At 40.0% G+C, this 15,450-nt stretch carries 11 protein-coding genes; 5 read left to right on the top strand and 6 right to left on the bottom strand.

Features of this window, described 5'->3' with window-relative positions:
* Window positions 1-45: 45 nt before the first annotated feature.
* The 3 genes from TES1_RS08590 to TES1_RS08580 are packed head-to-tail and all read right to left on the bottom strand — an operon-like array spanning window position 46 to window position 4,706.
* A complete protein-coding gene (locus tag TES1_RS08590) occupies window positions 46-2,271 on the bottom strand; it encodes a DHH family phosphoesterase (protein ID WP_042681939.1) in 2,226 nt (741 codons plus the stop codon).
* Between the two features lie 25 nt (window positions 2,272-2,296).
* Window positions 2,297-3,490: an MFS transporter gene (locus tag TES1_RS08585; RefSeq protein ID WP_042682840.1), complete on the bottom strand. Its 1,194-nt coding sequence runs from the start codon at window positions 3,488-3,490 to the stop codon at window positions 2,297-2,299.
* 22 nt (window positions 3,491-3,512) lie between these two features.
* Window positions 3,513-4,706 (bottom strand): MFS transporter, encoded by a 1,194-nt coding sequence (locus tag TES1_RS08580; RefSeq protein ID WP_042681937.1) that lies wholly within the window; start codon window positions 4,704-4,706, stop codon window positions 3,513-3,515.
* 223 nt (window positions 4,707-4,929) lie between these two features.
* Between TES1_RS08580 and TES1_RS08575 the strand changes: the two genes are divergently transcribed.
* Entirely contained in the window at window positions 4,930-5,511 is a 582-nt protein-coding gene (locus TES1_RS08575) for a DUF998 domain-containing protein (RefSeq protein ID WP_084340039.1), read from the top strand.
* Here the strand turns inward: TES1_RS08575 and TES1_RS08570 are convergent.
* The gene (locus tag TES1_RS08570) at window positions 5,508-6,971 is read right to left on the bottom strand and encodes an S-layer protein (RefSeq protein WP_042681933.1); all 1,464 of its coding nucleotides are present in this window, start codon (window positions 6,969-6,971) and stop codon (window positions 5,508-5,510) included. The genes TES1_RS08575 and TES1_RS08570 overlap by 4 nt on opposite strands.
* Window positions 6,972-7,092: 121 nt before the next feature.
* Between TES1_RS08570 and TES1_RS08565 the strand changes: the two genes are divergently transcribed.
* The 3 genes from TES1_RS08565 to TES1_RS08555 are packed head-to-tail and all read left to right on the top strand — an operon-like array spanning window position 7,093 to window position 9,263.
* A complete protein-coding gene (locus TES1_RS08565) occupies window positions 7,093-7,569 on the top strand; it encodes a DUF2391 family protein (protein ID WP_051408210.1) in 477 nt (158 codons plus the stop codon).
* A complete protein-coding gene (locus tag TES1_RS08560; protein WP_042681931.1) occupies window positions 7,570-8,574 on the top strand; it encodes a DUF3226 domain-containing protein in 1,005 nt (334 codons plus the stop codon). It abuts the gene before it with no gap.
* Window positions 8,571-9,263, top strand: coding sequence for an HAD family hydrolase (locus TES1_RS08555; protein ID WP_042681929.1), 693 nt, complete (start codon window positions 8,571-8,573; stop codon window positions 9,261-9,263). Before TES1_RS08560 ends, TES1_RS08555 begins: the two co-directional genes overlap by 4 nt.
* Before the next feature lie 110 nt (window positions 9,264-9,373).
* Here the strand turns inward: TES1_RS08555 and TES1_RS08550 are convergent, their stop codons facing one another.
* Window positions 9,374-13,318 carry a DNA polymerase domain-containing protein gene (locus TES1_RS08550; RefSeq protein WP_042681927.1) on the bottom strand — a complete coding sequence of 1,315 codons (3,945 nt, stop codon included), beginning with the start codon at window positions 13,316-13,318 and terminating at the stop codon, window positions 9,374-9,376.
* Window positions 13,319-13,400: 82 nt separating this feature from the next.
* On the opposite strand from TES1_RS08550, the gene TES1_RS08545 reads away from it, so the two are divergent.
* Window positions 13,401-14,756 carry an RsmB/NOP family class I SAM-dependent RNA methyltransferase gene (locus TES1_RS08545; RefSeq protein ID WP_042681925.1) on the top strand — a complete coding sequence of 452 codons (1,356 nt, stop codon included), beginning with the start codon at window positions 13,401-13,403 and terminating at the stop codon, window positions 14,754-14,756.
* A gap of 6 nt (window positions 14,757-14,762) precedes the next feature.
* On the opposite strand, the gene TES1_RS08540 is transcribed toward TES1_RS08545, so the two are convergent.
* Window positions 14,763-15,389 (bottom strand): TIGR00296 family protein, encoded by a 627-nt coding sequence (locus TES1_RS08540; RefSeq protein ID WP_042681923.1) that lies wholly within the window; start codon window positions 15,387-15,389, stop codon window positions 14,763-14,765.
* Window positions 15,390-15,450: the final 61 nt, after the last annotated feature.

Raw genomic sequence — 15,450 nt, 5'->3', positions numbered from 1 at the left:
TCACCAGAGAAAATTATGAGTGAAGGTATAAAAGAGTTAAGGAAGTTAAGCATTTTTCTTCAACTTAACAACCTGCTTTGCAAACTCCTCAAGAACTTCTTTTCTCTTGCCTTCAAAGAACTTTATTGAACCGGCGTAGCTGTGTCCCCCACCTTCTACTCCCGCATCTGGAAGCTTCTCCTGAAGAACCTTGATAATTTCGTTGAGGTCGAATCCATAAGCTGCCATTCCATCACTCGCCCTAATCACTGCAAAGTCTGGACCATAAGCTAGAGTTAATATCGGCGAATCTTCACCATATTTCTCCTTGAAGTAGTCGTGAATTAAACCGCTCAGTTTTCCTGGTGATGGATACTCGAACTTTGGGGCATAAAGCTCAATATCAATTGTGTTGAATCTTATTCCATTTGGCAAAACAATGCTCTTTACATGCGGCAGAGAAGCTTTGAGTGCTTTTTCTTGTTTTGCCTTGACCTCCGGATAGATTGCATCAATTAGCTTTCTATGCCTCTGGAGATTTCCAGTGAGGAGAAGAATCTCTTCAATTATTCCCCTTCCATCCATGAACTTCCAGTAATATGCCTCATGATCAATGACTTCAGCAATCTTCTTTAAGTCTTCCTCTTCCAACCCTTTTGCCTCTTTTGCAATCTTCAAATACTGTTCAAATTCTGGAGCCTTGCTCCTATCTCCGGTTCCAGCTATGGCTGGAAGGTGCTTTATCTTGTCTTCTACTTTCGGGTTTATGAATCTCGCAAGCTCAGTTGCTAGCATTCCAGCTGTCAGCTCATAGTAACCTCTCTTGACAAGATGGGGATTGATATGAACGTCAACCCACTCATCAACTGCCGCTTTGTCTTCACTTATGAAATCTCTCGGGTCGTGGTGATCAACGACAACGATTGGAACTCCATATGCCTTTAACCTCCTGTATGCTGGAATGTCTTCTGTTGTTCCTCCGTTGTCAACTATCACAACTAACGGCAAAGGTTCACCGAACTTCATCGAATCCTCGACAGCAAAGATTATGTCTTTCAAAACGTCCTCAAGCTCATAGAACGGTGCTCTTGATGGTCTTCTCTTGAAGAGGTGCCACTCGGCCTCTGGGTCTGGTGATACCTCCTTTAAGAGAGGAACTATAGCACTCTCCAAAGCTAATCCAGAGACATAACCATCTGTATCTGCGTGGTGCCTAAGCAGAATAGGTCTTCCTTCATAGATTGCTCTCCTGATAATGAAAGCAGCCTTCATTATTTTTGGTTTAAGCTTTTCAAGAACTTCGCTCTCAACCAAGAAGCCCACATCTTCCGGCTGTGCTTTTTTGTCAAGCTCCTCCTCAATTCTCTTCTTGACTTCAGCTGCCTCAGGTCCCCACAGTCTTGACATATCGCTTATCTCTATCTGAATTTCACCAGCATGAAATGACACTTTTCCTATTATTTCAACTATATCCCCAACGTTTATGTTCGGATAAGCTCTCACACCTGGGGCTTCAAAGGCAGCTGCCCATGTTATGCCAGTTCCATCAGTTATTGTGAAAACTGTTGGGCCACCCGTGACTTGAACCTGTATTATCTTGCCCCTTATTCTCACTGTCTTTCCGGCTAATTCTTCGCTGAGCTCTTCAATTGGGGTAACAGGGAGCTCTTTCCTTACGGCTACTTCCTTGTACTGTCTTAATGCTGATTCTATAAAGTCTATCTCCCTTTTCTCGGGTCTAACATCTAAAACTTGCACTAGAATTTCCATTCCAGGCTTGTATTCCTTGCCTCCAAGTAGATCTTTACGTTTGATTAAACCCACAACATGAGGATTGAGCTTAACAAAAACACCAAAGCGCTCCACTCTGTCAATAACACCCTTGTAAATCTTTCCGATTTCAACATCTTCATAGTCACATGTCTTATCAAGGATGTAGACAATCTTAAATTTCCTCTCACATTCTGGGCAGACCCAAGTCGTTTCCATGCCCGGTTCCCAGGGTTCTTTTACTTTTCCACATATGTCACAAGCTAAAACTCTCCCAGTCCCTCCGCAGTTTGGGCATATGTCATAAACTGGCACGACACCTTTTCCGTGACACTCAGGACAAGGTATTTCATCCACATCTTCATCAACACCAAAGTAATCAAGGTTTTTGTAACCTTTCAGATGCTCATCAAGCTTGAAATCGGCTGGTACATAACCCCATCCGTTGCAGACCTCACACTCCTTCTCGCCTGCTTTTACTTTTCCAGTTCCATGACACTCTGGACAATCCTTAACTGCCATCTCGCTCACCCCTTAGAACAGTCATTTAAAAAGATGTACCGTTGCTTATAACTCTTTCTTCATATCCAGCAAAGAACATCCAGAACATGACTATAGATGCTGCATAGAGAAAACCGGTTATAAGGAACGGGAGCACTAACGATCTATCGAAGATGATTCCTCCCAAATATTGCCCGATTCCAAATGTTGATGTCCAAGCGAAACTCCTCAATGCTATTGAAGTCGCCCTCTCTTCCTTTGTGAAGAACTTCATCATAAAAGCATCCCATATTGGGTTGACGATATTCATGAGGATTGTTCTAACTATGTAAATGACTGAAGCTATCAGAAAGCTTGGGGCAAAGGGAAGAGCAATTATTAGGGCTGTGGCACTTCCATTAAAGCTCACTATTGTTTTCACACTTCCAATTCTGTCAGCTAGGATTGGCATGGAGAACATTCCTACTGCCATGACAAGCTGCTGCAGTGCAAAGAGTCCACCTATGTTTTCTAAACTCGTTCCAAACTTCAAGTTGAAGTAGAGTCCCATATATGGAATTGTTACTCCAGCACCTAAACCAATTAAAGCTGAAGGAAGTGAAAACTTTGCTATCTTCATCAGCAAGTCTTTTCTAAGCTTAAGCTTCTTTTCTTCTTTTCCAAGTACTGGAGAGACGAAAGATATCAAGGCTATTTGAATCAAAATCAGAAGAGCTGCAAAGAACAGAGTTCTTCTATAGGGGTTTATCCCGTCAAGGATTTTTGGCAGTATTCCGCCTAAAAGCATTCCAAAAGCGGCTCCTGCTGTTCCAAGAGCACTGTTTAGAGTGAACAAATAGTGCCGCTTTTCTTCGCTTACCTCTCCGCTAAGCAAGGCAATCAAAGAAGGCCATTCAAGTGCCATAGCTATTCCAACAATTACGGAAGACAATGCTAAGGCCCAGAATATTGGGACAAAAACCTGAATCAAGCGAGCGACGAAAAATAAGGATAATGCAAGTAAGATTGTTCTCTTATAGCCAAGCTTAACACTAACCTGTCCAGAAACTAGTAAAAGAGTTGCCTGAACTATCGTTGAAATTGAAAAGAGGGTTCCAATTTCTGTAAAGCCCATTCCAAGGGATTTGAGGTAAAAGGGTAAGATAAACCACACTATATTTCCACCTAGCCAGCCGAAGAACGAATAAGCTACAACTAACTTTGCATCCTTGCTAAACCCCTTGTATTTTTCAAGGCTCATGGTTGAGAGTTGGAGCATCCATTTATAAGCATGTCGAAGCGCTTAAACATTTGTTGTACTTAGCAAAGAAAAAGTAGAATACAAAGGTAGCAATTATGTACAAAGTTGCGGTTGTATAAAAGGGATAGCTGAGGGATATTCCAAAGAGAAATCCACCTATATAGTTTCCTATTCCACGCATGAAGGTTGAAAATGCTCTTCTAATTCCAACAGCTGTGGCTTTCTCTTCAGCTGAGAAAAATCCAAGCATGAAAGAATCATTAATTGGCCAGACGATGTTCATTAATATGCTCCTTATGATGTAGAAGAAAGCGGCTAATGTAAATATATTGATTGATGGAAAGACAGCAAAAAGCAGAGCTGCAGAGCTTTGAAAAAGTGTTATTGTTTTTACTGGGCCTATTCTATCTACAAGCTTTGGAAGTATAAATGATCCAAGTCCCATGACCAGCTGCTGGAAGAAGAAAACACCACTTATAGCTGCTAAAGTGACTCCAAAGCGCATATCAAAGTAAAGCTGCATATATGGGATTGTTATACCTGCACCAAGGCCTATTATTGCTGAGGGAACTGAAAACTTAAGGATCTTCACTATCAGCTCTCTTCTCCACTGTATTTTTGGATTCTCCACTGGGACGTCTTTGATTATTAAAAGTGCAGGAATAGTGATTAAAAACTGCAGAAATGAAAACGCTAAAACTAATCTATAAGCTAATTGGGGGGTAACTCCAAAAATATCCTCTAAGAAATTCGGCATAAATCCAGCTAACAGAACTCCCACAGCATTGAACATTGTTCCAAGACCAAAGCTTATTGAAAATGCGTGATGCCTGAGCTTATCCCCTACTTCTTCACTCAGGAGAGCAGAGAAGTTCGGCTGTCTTATTCCCATGTTGACCCCAACAAGGAGAAATCCAAGTAGAAGGAAGTAGTAATTTAGGGCTGTAACTTGGAGTATTCTCCCTATAAAGCCTAAAACTGCTCCAAGGAGGAGAGACTTTTTGTAGCCTATTTTCAATGAAATCTGGCCAGCGAATAAGAAGAACAGGGCACCAACAAATGTTCTTAGTGAGAAAAATGTTCCCATATCCGCCATAGAGTATCCAATCGCTCTCAGATAGAAGGGCATTATAAAGAAAGAAAACTGGAGGAATAGCTGACCTACAGCGTTTAATGCTATTAGTATCTTGGCATCTCTGTTGAATTTTTGGAACATGGTTAAACTTAACATCTTAGCGTTTATAAATTTGTCGAAACGAAGCTAATGAGAATATAACTAATAGTTACATGTATGAACCATAAAATTTATTAACCAAAGGTAAAAAGCATTACTAAGTGTTAAAATCAGATAATGATCTGCTAATTAGGTCAAATCAGAAGGGCTTGAATAAGCTCTATTCTCAAAAATTTTAAAAATAATCACCTTGCTTAAACATTATATGGTCATGAAATCTAACAAAATTCTAAAATTTGGAGCTGTTTCTGGTATTGCATTACCAGTGCTATTTGGTATTATACTGACACTTGCTATCTTCTTAAACCCATGGTTCTCTTTTTATAGAAATGCCCTTAGCGACTTGGGTTCTCTTAAAGTCCCGACTAGATATGTTTTTAATTGTGGGTTAATTCTAATGGGATTATTTGGCATTCTTTTTTCACTAGCTACTGTTAAATATTTTGAATCCACTGTCATGTATACCTTTACAGTTGCAATGATATTTTTAATTGCAGTGGGGATTTTTCCAGAAGAATACGGCAAAATACACTCGATTCCTGCGACATTGTTTTACATCTTTTCCCTTGTTGGAATATTTTATGCTGGGATTCTTCTTAAAAAGCGGGGAGAATTATGGTTTTCAATCATTAGTATTGTGGGCAGTGTTGTTACGTTTGTTCTCATGATTTTAACCATTGGAAAAATGGGTCTAGCGATTCCAGAAATGATAGGTGCTGTTTTTATTCTTTCTTGGATCGTTGCAGTTAGTTATAAAATGCTAAAAGAGATAAGAGAAAAGGATTAAATCTCGGTCATAAACTCCTCAACAGCTTTTCTCGTTAATGTATAATCTTTACCCGCAAGTATTATGACTTTGTATTGGGGATTGTATGGGTTGTCAAGTATCTCAATTACGTATCCCTTGTTCATTATTTCATCTTTTATGCTCTGGATTGTGCTTGAACCATAAACTTGCTCTAGCAGTTTCCATGCCTTGTTGCTGACCCATCCACCCACAATTATCACATGTTTGTCAGTGGGTAACTCTGTAGGTTGTGTGTCTTCAATTATGAGCTTGTTTACGTCACTGGTAACATCTGCTTTTACTGTTGGTATCGTCACCTTTTTCTTTATTGTGTCTATCCTGACAAATCTGTAGCCTTCAATTCCCGTTATCTCTCCGTTCTCGTCTTTTGTAAACACAGGCTGTATGTTGAGTCCATCAACTGGAAGCTTTAATATCTCACCCTCTCCAAGTGTGACTTTTGGAAAGTCATTTTCTGAATCAACATGGAGGTAAAGAGTGAACAGGTTGTTTTCTGGGTCAATATCCCAAACCCATTGTCCTTCATAAATTTCCCCGTCTTGATACATCCTGATCTTTTCATAGTACTCGTACTTGTATGTTACTTGTCTTGTCCCGCCAATTCCAACGAAGAAATCTGTTGGTGAAAATATGAATATTTTTTTAACCCCACTTTGTAGGAGTTCTTGGATTCTTGCTGAGGGATATGCATCAAATGGTTCGAAATCTTCGTCGTCGTTTGCATCAACATAGAGGATATAATACTTATCCTTGTGGAGTGTTTCGGTTTTTGAAAATCCACTTGGGAACATGATATCCACGAGGGTTTTTTCTTGCTCTGTATCGATGTCAATGAATTTGATTTTCCAACCACCTATAGTTAGTATTTCTCCCAGTGCTTTTGATCCAGAATTCTCTTCATAGGAATATATGTAGAGGGTGTCTTTTCCATCAACTACAGTAGAAATCATCTTGTTTGTTTCTTCCCCAAGGTTTAGTGGAGTTGTGTTTTCGTTAAATATAATCTCAATACTCCTATCGTTGAACTGTGCTTCTTTGATTGTGTCGTTGTACAGAATTCTTGAAAAGTTGACTGCAACTACAATCGCATCTCCCACAGGAGAATCTCCAACATTAACTCCTACATCTGGCATATCAATGCTGTTTAATTTGTAATATTGGTCGTTATCATCAATTAGAATACTGTGGTACTCAATTGGCACATCAACATATGTGGAGAATATCATTTGCCTAATTCCTTTCAGCACAAGTAAGGCTCCAAGTCTAGATCCAGTTATTGCGTCTTCTCCTATATGGAGTGGCTGTCCATTGACTATCTTTGTTGTTGGTAGAACAATTACTGCATTTGCTGAGTTTATCATAAAGTTAAAACCTTGCACAGCCCCTGCAATAGATACTAAAAACAAAAAAGACATCATTACGCTTAGAACTTTTCTCATAGTTACTCACCTAAATTTTGTTATCCTCAAAGTTTATAACTTTGTCCCAAGATTTTTAAATGTGCGATGATGAGTGAATCCAATGCTGAACTGATGATTGACCCCAGAGTGGCTGAGCAAAATGAGTGAGGAGTTAAAACAACTTAATGAGCGGTTTAAAAGGCTCTCAGAACAAATTGGTGGGTTAGAGAAGAAATTAGAGAAAAAACCTGACAAGCTTGGATGGGATGACATAGCTCAAGAGATTATTGGTGCGTTAACCTTTGCTCTGCCTTTCCTCTTTACCGAAGAGATTTGGAGTATAGCAAAGTCTCTAACAATGGAACGAGCAGCCGGAATTTTAATTCTGACTCTTTCAATTGCTTATCTCTTTATTGCAAAGGCAAAAATTTCGAATATTGAAAGGGAGGAACTGTTCCATATACCAAAACGTCTTTTGACGGTAGTTTTAATTTCATATCTAACTTCTGCGGGCTTGATTTATTTATATGGTATAAACAGACTTGCTGAGTTTTCTTTGGCTCAGTATATAAGTGCGACCATCATAATAAGCACTTTTGCTGTAATTGGGGCTATAGCGGTTGACATGGTGAAGTGAATGAAAATTGTAACAGGAAAGCATTATGAAAATTTTGAAGATGCAATACTTTTCCCAGAGTACGGGAAGAACAGAGAAGAGCTAAAAAAGTTTGTGGACTCACTTGAAGGAAAAGAGACGGTGGTTACAGCAAGCTTAGAGTTGATGGACCTTATCTTGGAGCGGTTTAAGAGAACGGAAAGTGGAGAGCTTGTGTATTCTAACACAATGAAAAGCTTGACTTTGAAAGAAGCTTATGAACTCAGAAAATACCTAGATTTTGACCTGAGAGGTGCGGCATTTGGTGAATTTTCCAAAGTTAGCATTATCTTCTGTGAGGGCAAAACTGACTCAAAATTTTTCAAAGGGGTTTACAAAAAGCTGTTCGGATTTAAAGAAAGCAGAATAATACCTGAAAATTTAAAGCTAATAGAAAAAGTTTTTGAGAGAGACAACTTTGAGCTTTTGAGAAAAGACGATGTATTCTTGGCAATAATCCCAAGTGAGGGTAATGCTGGGGTTATAAGGAACCTAGGAAACTTTTTGAAAGCTATGGATGTTTTTGAGTTCAAAGTTGACAAGATAGGATTGGCTATTGATATTGATGAAAGTGCTGAGAGGGTAATGGAATCAATAACAGGCAAGCTTTCTTCACTCAAATTCACAAGAGAGGGAGAGAATTTTAGAGTTGGAGATGTTGTTATAATCCCGCTTTTAATTGGTTATCACTTTAGGCACCCATGCGTGGAATGGAAAAAGCCAACTGTTGAGGATTTGATGCTTAAGCTTTTGGAAAAGCAAGGAGTGTTGAGGAAAATTGAAAGGGCAATAAACATTCTGCGCATTGATTTAAAGAGAAAGCTGAAACCTAAAGAGGTAATTTATTTAGCCTTGGCTTCCTATGGCTTCTGGGGAAATCTCGAGGGGTTCTATGAAATGTTTGTGATGCGTTCGAGGAAGGATAACCTTGAGGAAATCCTCCGCAGTGCTGGACTTTTGGATAAGCTGGCGGAGGTGATCGAATGAAGCTTGTGAGCTTTGATGTCTGGAACACCCTCTTGGATATCAACATTATGCTGGAGGAACTGACAAAAGCCTTGGCTGAGATGACAAAGAAAGAGTATAAAGAGGTTTTTGAAAAAGCCATAGAAGCAAGAGGAGAAATCAAGGAGCTGAGAAAGAGCAAAAGAGGAAATCCAGAGAAAGCTCTCGAAGAGAGTCAAGAAATCCTTGCGAAAAAGCTTGGCTGTGATGTTGAAATCATCAAGAGGGCGGCTGCTAAAGCAACCCTTAGAGTTAATGAGAGGATTGTCATTAAAGGAGCAGTTGAAGGCTTGAAAGCAGCAAAAGAAAGAGGTTTAATTATAGTCACAACTGGCAATGTCATGTTCTGGCCTTCCGCTTATACGCGCTTAATTCTTGAGAGGTTTGTGTTGGCGGACTTTATTGATAAGCAGTTTTATTCTGACGAGCTCAAAGCTTACAAGCCTATGAAAGAAGTCTTCCTGAAGCCGTTGGAGTATTTTGGAGTTAATCCAGAAGAAGCACTCCACATAGGCGACACCTATGCAGAGGACTTTGAAGGAGCTTTGAGTGCAGGATTATGGGCGGTCTGGATTAATTCGGATGCTGAAAAAGTTGAAAGGATAGCAGAGAAGGGCTTTGTGGTGAGGAATGCTGGGGAGTTAGGGGAAGTTTTTGAGTTAGTCCGATGAGTTCTGAATTCTCAGTAGTTTACTTTAGGGCGATAAAAAGTGTAGGCTGAAGAACTCTTTGGAATCTTTAATTCTCTTTTTCTCTGCTCATCCTCCTTCATTGAATCACCTCATTTCTTAACATTCAGCCAAGCTCCCAATCCAAGCTGCTTAGTCTTCTGATATCTTAAATCCTCCTTCCTATATCCGAAAGCTTCCAAAATCCTCAAAACTGCTGGCAGAACTTGGTGTTCGATGTAATAATCTGGGTCGTACTTGTGCTTCTTTGGATCGTACTCACTCAGCAGAATGGCTCTTTCGCTTATCTTTTTGTCTCCCTTGAGGATTATATAGCTGATTATCATTCCTGGTCTCACTTTAACCCCTCTGGCTTTGAGCCTCTTTGCAACTGCCACATGTGGTCCAGTGGCTTTATATTCATCTAAACTTTTTGTTATCTGCTCGTGTATCACGAGCTTTTCAAGCGGAACTTTGTATTTTGCTAAATCCTCGACCACCTTCTTGACTATTTCAACAGCTTTCTCAATACTACCATCCTTCAGAATTGCCTCTAAAACTTTGGCTTGGGTTTCCTTTGCTATCTCGCTCCAGTCCCTTCTCACAACCTCGAGTCCCCTTGTGATTATCTTACCTTCTTCGTCTATCAGCGCATACCTCTTCTTTGTAACGAAGAATCCTCTCACGTAAAATCCTTCATACTCAAGCTCTAGCAATCCAGGGAGTTTAGAGTTGATGTATTTTAAGAATTCTTTAGCCTTCTTTTTGATAGTTTCGGCATTGGTGCCAGGTATTGTGGCGTATAAACCATCTGTGTCTGCATATAGAACTTTAAACCCGAATTTTTCTTCTATTTCTTTAATCGTCATTTCTATGTATGTTCTTCCCCATGCCGTTACGCTCTCAGCACACTCTTTTGAATACCATCTTGCCTTTGGATAGCCCATATAACCGTAGAAGCTGTTGTGGGCATAGAGCCAGCCAAAACCTGCTAAAAAGTTTTCATCCTCTTCGACACTCAAATCGTAGACGTATCCCTCATAGGGGAATTCCTCAACACTTTCTACCCTATCTAATGCTAGATCACCCTCAATGAGCCACTCTATAAGCCTTGCTTTCTCCCAATCAAGTTCTCCTTTTTCAACTAACTCCTTGAATTTTGCAAAGCTCATGTTCTTCTGAAATCTCTTTCCAAACACTGCCTCCAAAACTTCTTTTGGAATTAGGTTTGAGTAATAGCTGTTTTTCTGTCTTCCAGTTCTCAGGAATGGCAGGTCTTCATTGATGTAAATTCTGTAAACTCCGCTGTCAAAACCGAGCTTTATTGATGAAATTCCAAGACTGTTGAGGAGAAACACAAGCTGATTGGCTAAGAGCTCACTTTTTGTGGACAGCCTTAGTCTTTTGCTTGGATGGACATCTCCGTCACCAAGGAAATACGCATGCAAGAACTCCCATCTTAGCTCTTCTGGTGCAAGGAAGATTGGCTCTGGTATTCTCTTATTTTCTGCACCAATTCCGCACATAGCTTTGACAATTAAGTACACGACTTTCTTTGAAATCTCCACATATTTCTCAGTCTTCTTGACTTCACCAAAGAGAACTTTAGAGACGTGTTCCATATCCCTCAGAATTTCTTCATTTTCGTTGTAGAGTCTCACGGTATAGCTGAATCCTCCTCTCTGGTTTCTTTGCATCCTTGCTGATCCTTCACTCACGTAGTATCCCAAAAATCTTGCAAAGTGCTTGTCAAGTTTTACTATACTCTTCATTCGGAAGCCGTTTAAAGTTCCAATCTTCCATTCAGCAAGCTCTTCAAGCGGGAACTCTTCAATGACATCTCTCAAATCGTTGAATCTTATGAAGTACTCACCCTTATTGCCGTTGTATTTTGCTTTCTGGTTCAGTATTTCATATAACCTTTTGTACTTCTTTAATCCTTCCCAGTTAATTACTTCGAATCCTCTCGGCTTAATCGTTACGAAGCCAAGTTCTTCAAGGTGAAACAGATAGCGATTGAACGTTCTAATCCTTTTTTCTTCTTCACCAAAAATCCACCTCAAAGCTCTGAGCATTCCTCTGAAGAAGTTCTTTCTGCCTTTGGCAGGAATTGTGAGAATTATATCTTCCGTATCTTCGGATGGAAGCAAAGCAAATAAACGAGGCAGAATTACGAACATCTCTCTCCCATTGACCTTGAACCTCTTAGGAATGATGATCACATCCCCCTCTTTAAGTTCATCTCCAGTTACCTCCCTGATTTCACTTCCTTTAACCGTAAATAGACTGTGTCCTTGAGTTATCTTGATGCTCCTTCCTGAGCTGAGCGTTATCTTGTATGCCTTTCCTTTGTACCTGTGTCTTATCATCGCTTTAATCTTTGAGAGACGGGCTTTTTTGGAACTCCTATCAAATGAGATTGTCCAGAGGCTTGAAACTTCGAGAACTTCACTTCCATCGACTATCTTTACTTTTTCGGAATTGGCTTCCATCCTCCTGTCGACAAGCTCCCCAATGGGGAGGAATCTTGGGTGACCGTTTTCAAGTACAAAAATCCATTCATTTGGAAGTATGCTGTTTGCTAAAAGCTTCACTGCCTTCTGTCTGTAATCAAGCATCTTCTTTTTTACTGGATCAATTGTAGCTTTCATCTCCTTCTTTATCTTTGTTCTTGTTTCGATGAGCTCTTCAAGGATAGATGGTATGAAGCCTTTGAAATCTTTGCAGAACTTATACCCAACAATCGGAGCAACATCATAGTTTTTACAACCTTCTCTTTGGAGGGTATCAGGCGAAACGTTATGTGTAACTATGATTGAGGGGTATAGAGCTTTGAAATCTAAATATACGATGTTTCCCCATAGTCCTCTTTCAGGCTCTTTAACGTAGCCCCCGAGATATGTTGTCCTCAATCTTCTCTGATACTCCTCGTCACTTGGCTTGTTCGGAGCAAGTTCGTTTCTCTGATAGGCAATCCTGAGTAAAAACCACTCAACCAAGTTGCCTGTGCTCGAACGGGAAACATCCCAAACACTTTGCCCGATTAACCTCGCTAACTCTGCTTCCATTGGGAAAAACTCTTTACCCAGTTCATAGGTTGCTTTAGCATCTTCCATTGAGTATTTTGCAAGCTCTTTCATTCCTTCCTCGCTTTCCCAGATTGCAGTTATCTCAGCAGCCTCAAGTTTGGTTTTCTTCTTTCCTAAGACTGCTTCATACACTGCCTCTAGGGTGTATGTTGGCAAGTTTATTGTTCTCCTTACAACTGGAAAGAGGTCGAAGTGTATTCTTCCCTTGATTTCAACAGCGAACCTGTCACCCATTCTCTGTATTTTTGGTTCTGGATGTTCCTTATCCCTTGAAATGAACAGTCTCAGTCCTAATTTCTGGGCCCTCTTGATTAAATACGGCAGATCAAAGTTGTCTCCGTTATAAGTTATGAGAACATCTGGATCTTTCTCTCTGATAATTTGAATAAAGCGCTTTATCATCTCCCTCTCGCTGGAAACAACCTCGACATATGGCAGATCAATCTTTTTCCAAGTAATTACTTTTGCTTCGTTCTCGTCAGCATAGCTAATCATTATTATTTCCCCTTCTCCAAACTGCTCTCCTTCGTGGTAAAATGTTTCTATATCGAAGGCAAGAAGTTTAAGTTCTTCCTCTCCTTCCATCGGGATTAAGCCCTTATCAATGAGATAGCGCTTTGCAAAAGGAATGTCATACTCAAAAATGTCGATTACTTTTGGATGCTCCCTTATTTTTTCTCTAATCGCTGGAACGTCTTGTGGATGCTCAAAAATTAGTTTCCACGCCTCTATTGGTCTTCCCAAAAATTTCTTCTGAACTTTTTCAGCTTTCAAAACTCTGACAATTTTATTTCCTCTCTTTGTTGTTATCTTTTTAACCTCTTCAATAGCCTCATCATCTTCAAGAAGAGCGTAAATGTAAGGCTGGAAGTCCCTATCAAGCTCTATTTTAAACTCACCATTTTCCTTCTTGAAAATTCTGATTATTGGCTTTCCATCTTTCGTGATGTAGTCAGTATCGAGAATCATAATTTCACCCTTTTAAAAATACATGCCCATTTTAGATAAAATTTTCCACCAAATTTTTAAACTCTCCATCGAAGCTAAGAGCATGGAGCTGTTTTATCGCATAACTCTTCACGAGCTCATAGCTGACATACTAACATTAATTGATGAGCGTGAGCTCTCTTCAAAAAATGCTCTTGAGAGGGTTTTTAAGCGAGTTAGCGGAAGAGATAGGGAAAAAGCCCGCGGACTGGCTCATGCTTATGTATTTGAAATTGAAAAATGGAGAAAGAAAATTGACTTCATAGTGAACTCTGTTCTCAAAGGCTCAAAAATTGAGGATTTGGATCTTTATTTGGCCAATTTAATCAGAATCGGCGTTTTTGAAATGAAGTTCAAGGGAGTTAATCCTGCCATTGCTACTGATTCCGTTGTTAGGGCTGTTAAGGAGAAGTATGATTTGGCAAAGGCTAAGTTTGTGAATGCTTTGCTTAGAGAAGTGGAGAATTTTAATCTCGAAAAAGCTTTGAAAAAGCTGAAAGAGAAGGACAGGATTGAGTATTTAAGTGTTAAGTTCTCCCATCCAAGATGGTACGTTGAATATGCAATTGAGTTGCTTGGCTATGAAGATGCAGTAAGACTGATGTTGAGCAATAACAGAGCTCAGCGCTACTATGTGAGGGTGAATCCTCTCAAGACTGATATTGATAGCTTAGCTGATTATTTGCAGGAGCACAATGTTAGGGTTGCTAGAACTCCAGTTGATGACGTTCTCAAGATTTTAGAATACAAGACTCCAATTACGAGGCTTGAATGGTACAAGCAAGGCTACTTTGTCATTCAAGACTTAGCTTCAGCTTATGTTGCTCATGTTTTAAGCCCAGAAAAAGGTGAGAAGATTTTGGATTTGGCAGCTGCTCCAGGTAGCAAAACATTCCATGTTGCTCACCTGATGGAAAACACGGGGGAGATAATAGCTGTTGATTATTCTTTAGAAAGGCTCAACAAAATGCGTGAGAAGATGAAGATCCTGGGAGTTACAAATGTTAAGCTTGTTCATGCTGATGGGATGAAATTCAAGGATAAAGAGGAGTTTGATAAAATTATCCTTGATGCTCCGTGCTCAAGTTCGGGCACTTACAGACAGTTCCCAGAGGTGAAGTGGCGCTTTGATGAGAAGAAAATCCAGAGGGTTATCCAAGTGCAGAAAGCGATGCTGAGGAATGCTTATCGCAACCTAAGGGTTGGTGGGGAGATGACTTACTCAACCTGCTCAATCAGAATTGATGAAAATGAAGAGAACGTTAAATATGCAATAAACAAGGTGGGTTTTGAGTTGGTCAATTATCCCTTTAGCTGGGGTGAAAGGGGCTTTTTAGAGATTGGAGATAAAGTTTTCAGAGCTTGGACTCATCTGCACGACTGCAACAGCTTTTTCATTGCGAAATTGAAGAAAGAATAACGCAAATTACTCCTCAGGGACTAATGGCTTCCTCTTCACGGGACCTCTTGGGTATTCCTCCTCAAATATCTCCGCTGTGAATTTGTAAACCTTTGTATCTGGATCAAGCCAGCAGTCTGGAGGCAGACCAGCCTTCCAGCAGGTTTCTGCTAAAAATTCTTCCTCATCCCAGCCCCATTCAATAGGTACTTGGGGTAGCAAAAGTCCTGAATAGATGCCCTTTTCAATTATCAAACCATCTCGTCCCACTTTAATTTTCTTTGGTCTTTCTTCTGGAGGCCCTTCAATTAACTCGGGAGGAGTTAAAACACTGACTTCAACTGTTATGTTGTCCATCTCGTCCAAAGTTACCGGAGGAAAGCGAGGGTCTTCAACAGCTGCATATATAGCCGCTTTTATTGTAGCTTCAACGAGGGGATAGATTGGCAAGGGAAATCCAATACATCCCCTGAGTGCCGTCTGCTTTGGAACACCATAACGATTGAGAGTGACAAAAACTCCCATCTTTTCCCAAAGATCTTCTGGAGTGTCTTTTGGAGGTTTAATAATTTTTCCACTCTTTAAATACTCTTCAATTGCTCTCCTTGCGAGCTTAACTAGAAACTCTCCCCACTCATCTTTGATTTTGTACATATTCCTCACCACATTTTCTTACGTCTTTGGAGTATTTTAAGGTGTTGCGCAAAGCTTAAAA

Origin of the sequence: Thermococcus paralvinellae, from assembly GCF_000517445.1 — an archaeon.
GTDB classification, from domain to species: domain Archaea; phylum Methanobacteriota_B; class Thermococci; order Thermococcales; family Thermococcaceae; genus Thermococcus_B; species Thermococcus_B paralvinellae.
This window is presented reverse-complemented; position numbering and strand designations above follow the sequence as displayed.

What these genes read in the sequence shown, in the direction of transcription:
- TES1_RS08565 (WP_051408210.1), top strand. Translation starts at nt 7,093, where the DNA reads ATGAGTGAGGAGTTAAAACAACTTAATGAGCGGTTTAAAAGGCTCTCA.
- TES1_RS08555 (WP_042681929.1), top strand. Translation starts at nt 8,571, where the DNA reads ATGAAGCTTGTGAGCTTTGATGTCTGGAACACCCTCTTGGATATCAAC.
- TES1_RS08580 (WP_042681937.1), bottom strand. Translation starts at nt 4,706, where the DNA reads ATGTTCCAAAAATTCAACAGAGATGCCAAGATACTAATAGCATTAAAC.
- TES1_RS08570 (WP_042681933.1), bottom strand. Translation starts at nt 6,971, where the DNA reads ATGAGAAAAGTTCTAAGCGTAATGATGTCTTTTTTGTTTTTAGTATCT.
- TES1_RS08585 (WP_042682840.1), bottom strand. Translation starts at nt 3,490, where the DNA reads ATGAGCCTTGAAAAATACAAGGGGTTTAGCAAGGATGCAAAGTTAGTT.
- TES1_RS08545 (WP_042681925.1), top strand. Translation starts at nt 13,401, where the DNA reads ATGGAGCTGTTTTATCGCATAACTCTTCACGAGCTCATAGCTGACATA.
- TES1_RS08540 (WP_042681923.1), bottom strand. Translation starts at nt 15,389, where the DNA reads ATGTACAAAATCAAAGATGAGTGGGGAGAGTTTCTAGTTAAGCTCGCA.
- TES1_RS08550 (WP_042681927.1), bottom strand. Translation starts at nt 13,318, where the DNA reads ATGATTCTCGATACTGACTACATCACGAAAGATGGAAAGCCAATAATC.
- TES1_RS08560 (WP_042681931.1), top strand. Translation starts at nt 7,570, where the DNA reads ATGAAAATTGTAACAGGAAAGCATTATGAAAATTTTGAAGATGCAATA.
- TES1_RS08575 (WP_084340039.1), top strand. Translation starts at nt 4,930, where the DNA reads ATGGTCATGAAATCTAACAAAATTCTAAAATTTGGAGCTGTTTCTGGT.
- TES1_RS08590 (WP_042681939.1), bottom strand. Translation starts at nt 2,271, where the DNA reads ATGGCAGTTAAGGATTGTCCAGAGTGTCATGGAACTGGAAAAGTAAAA.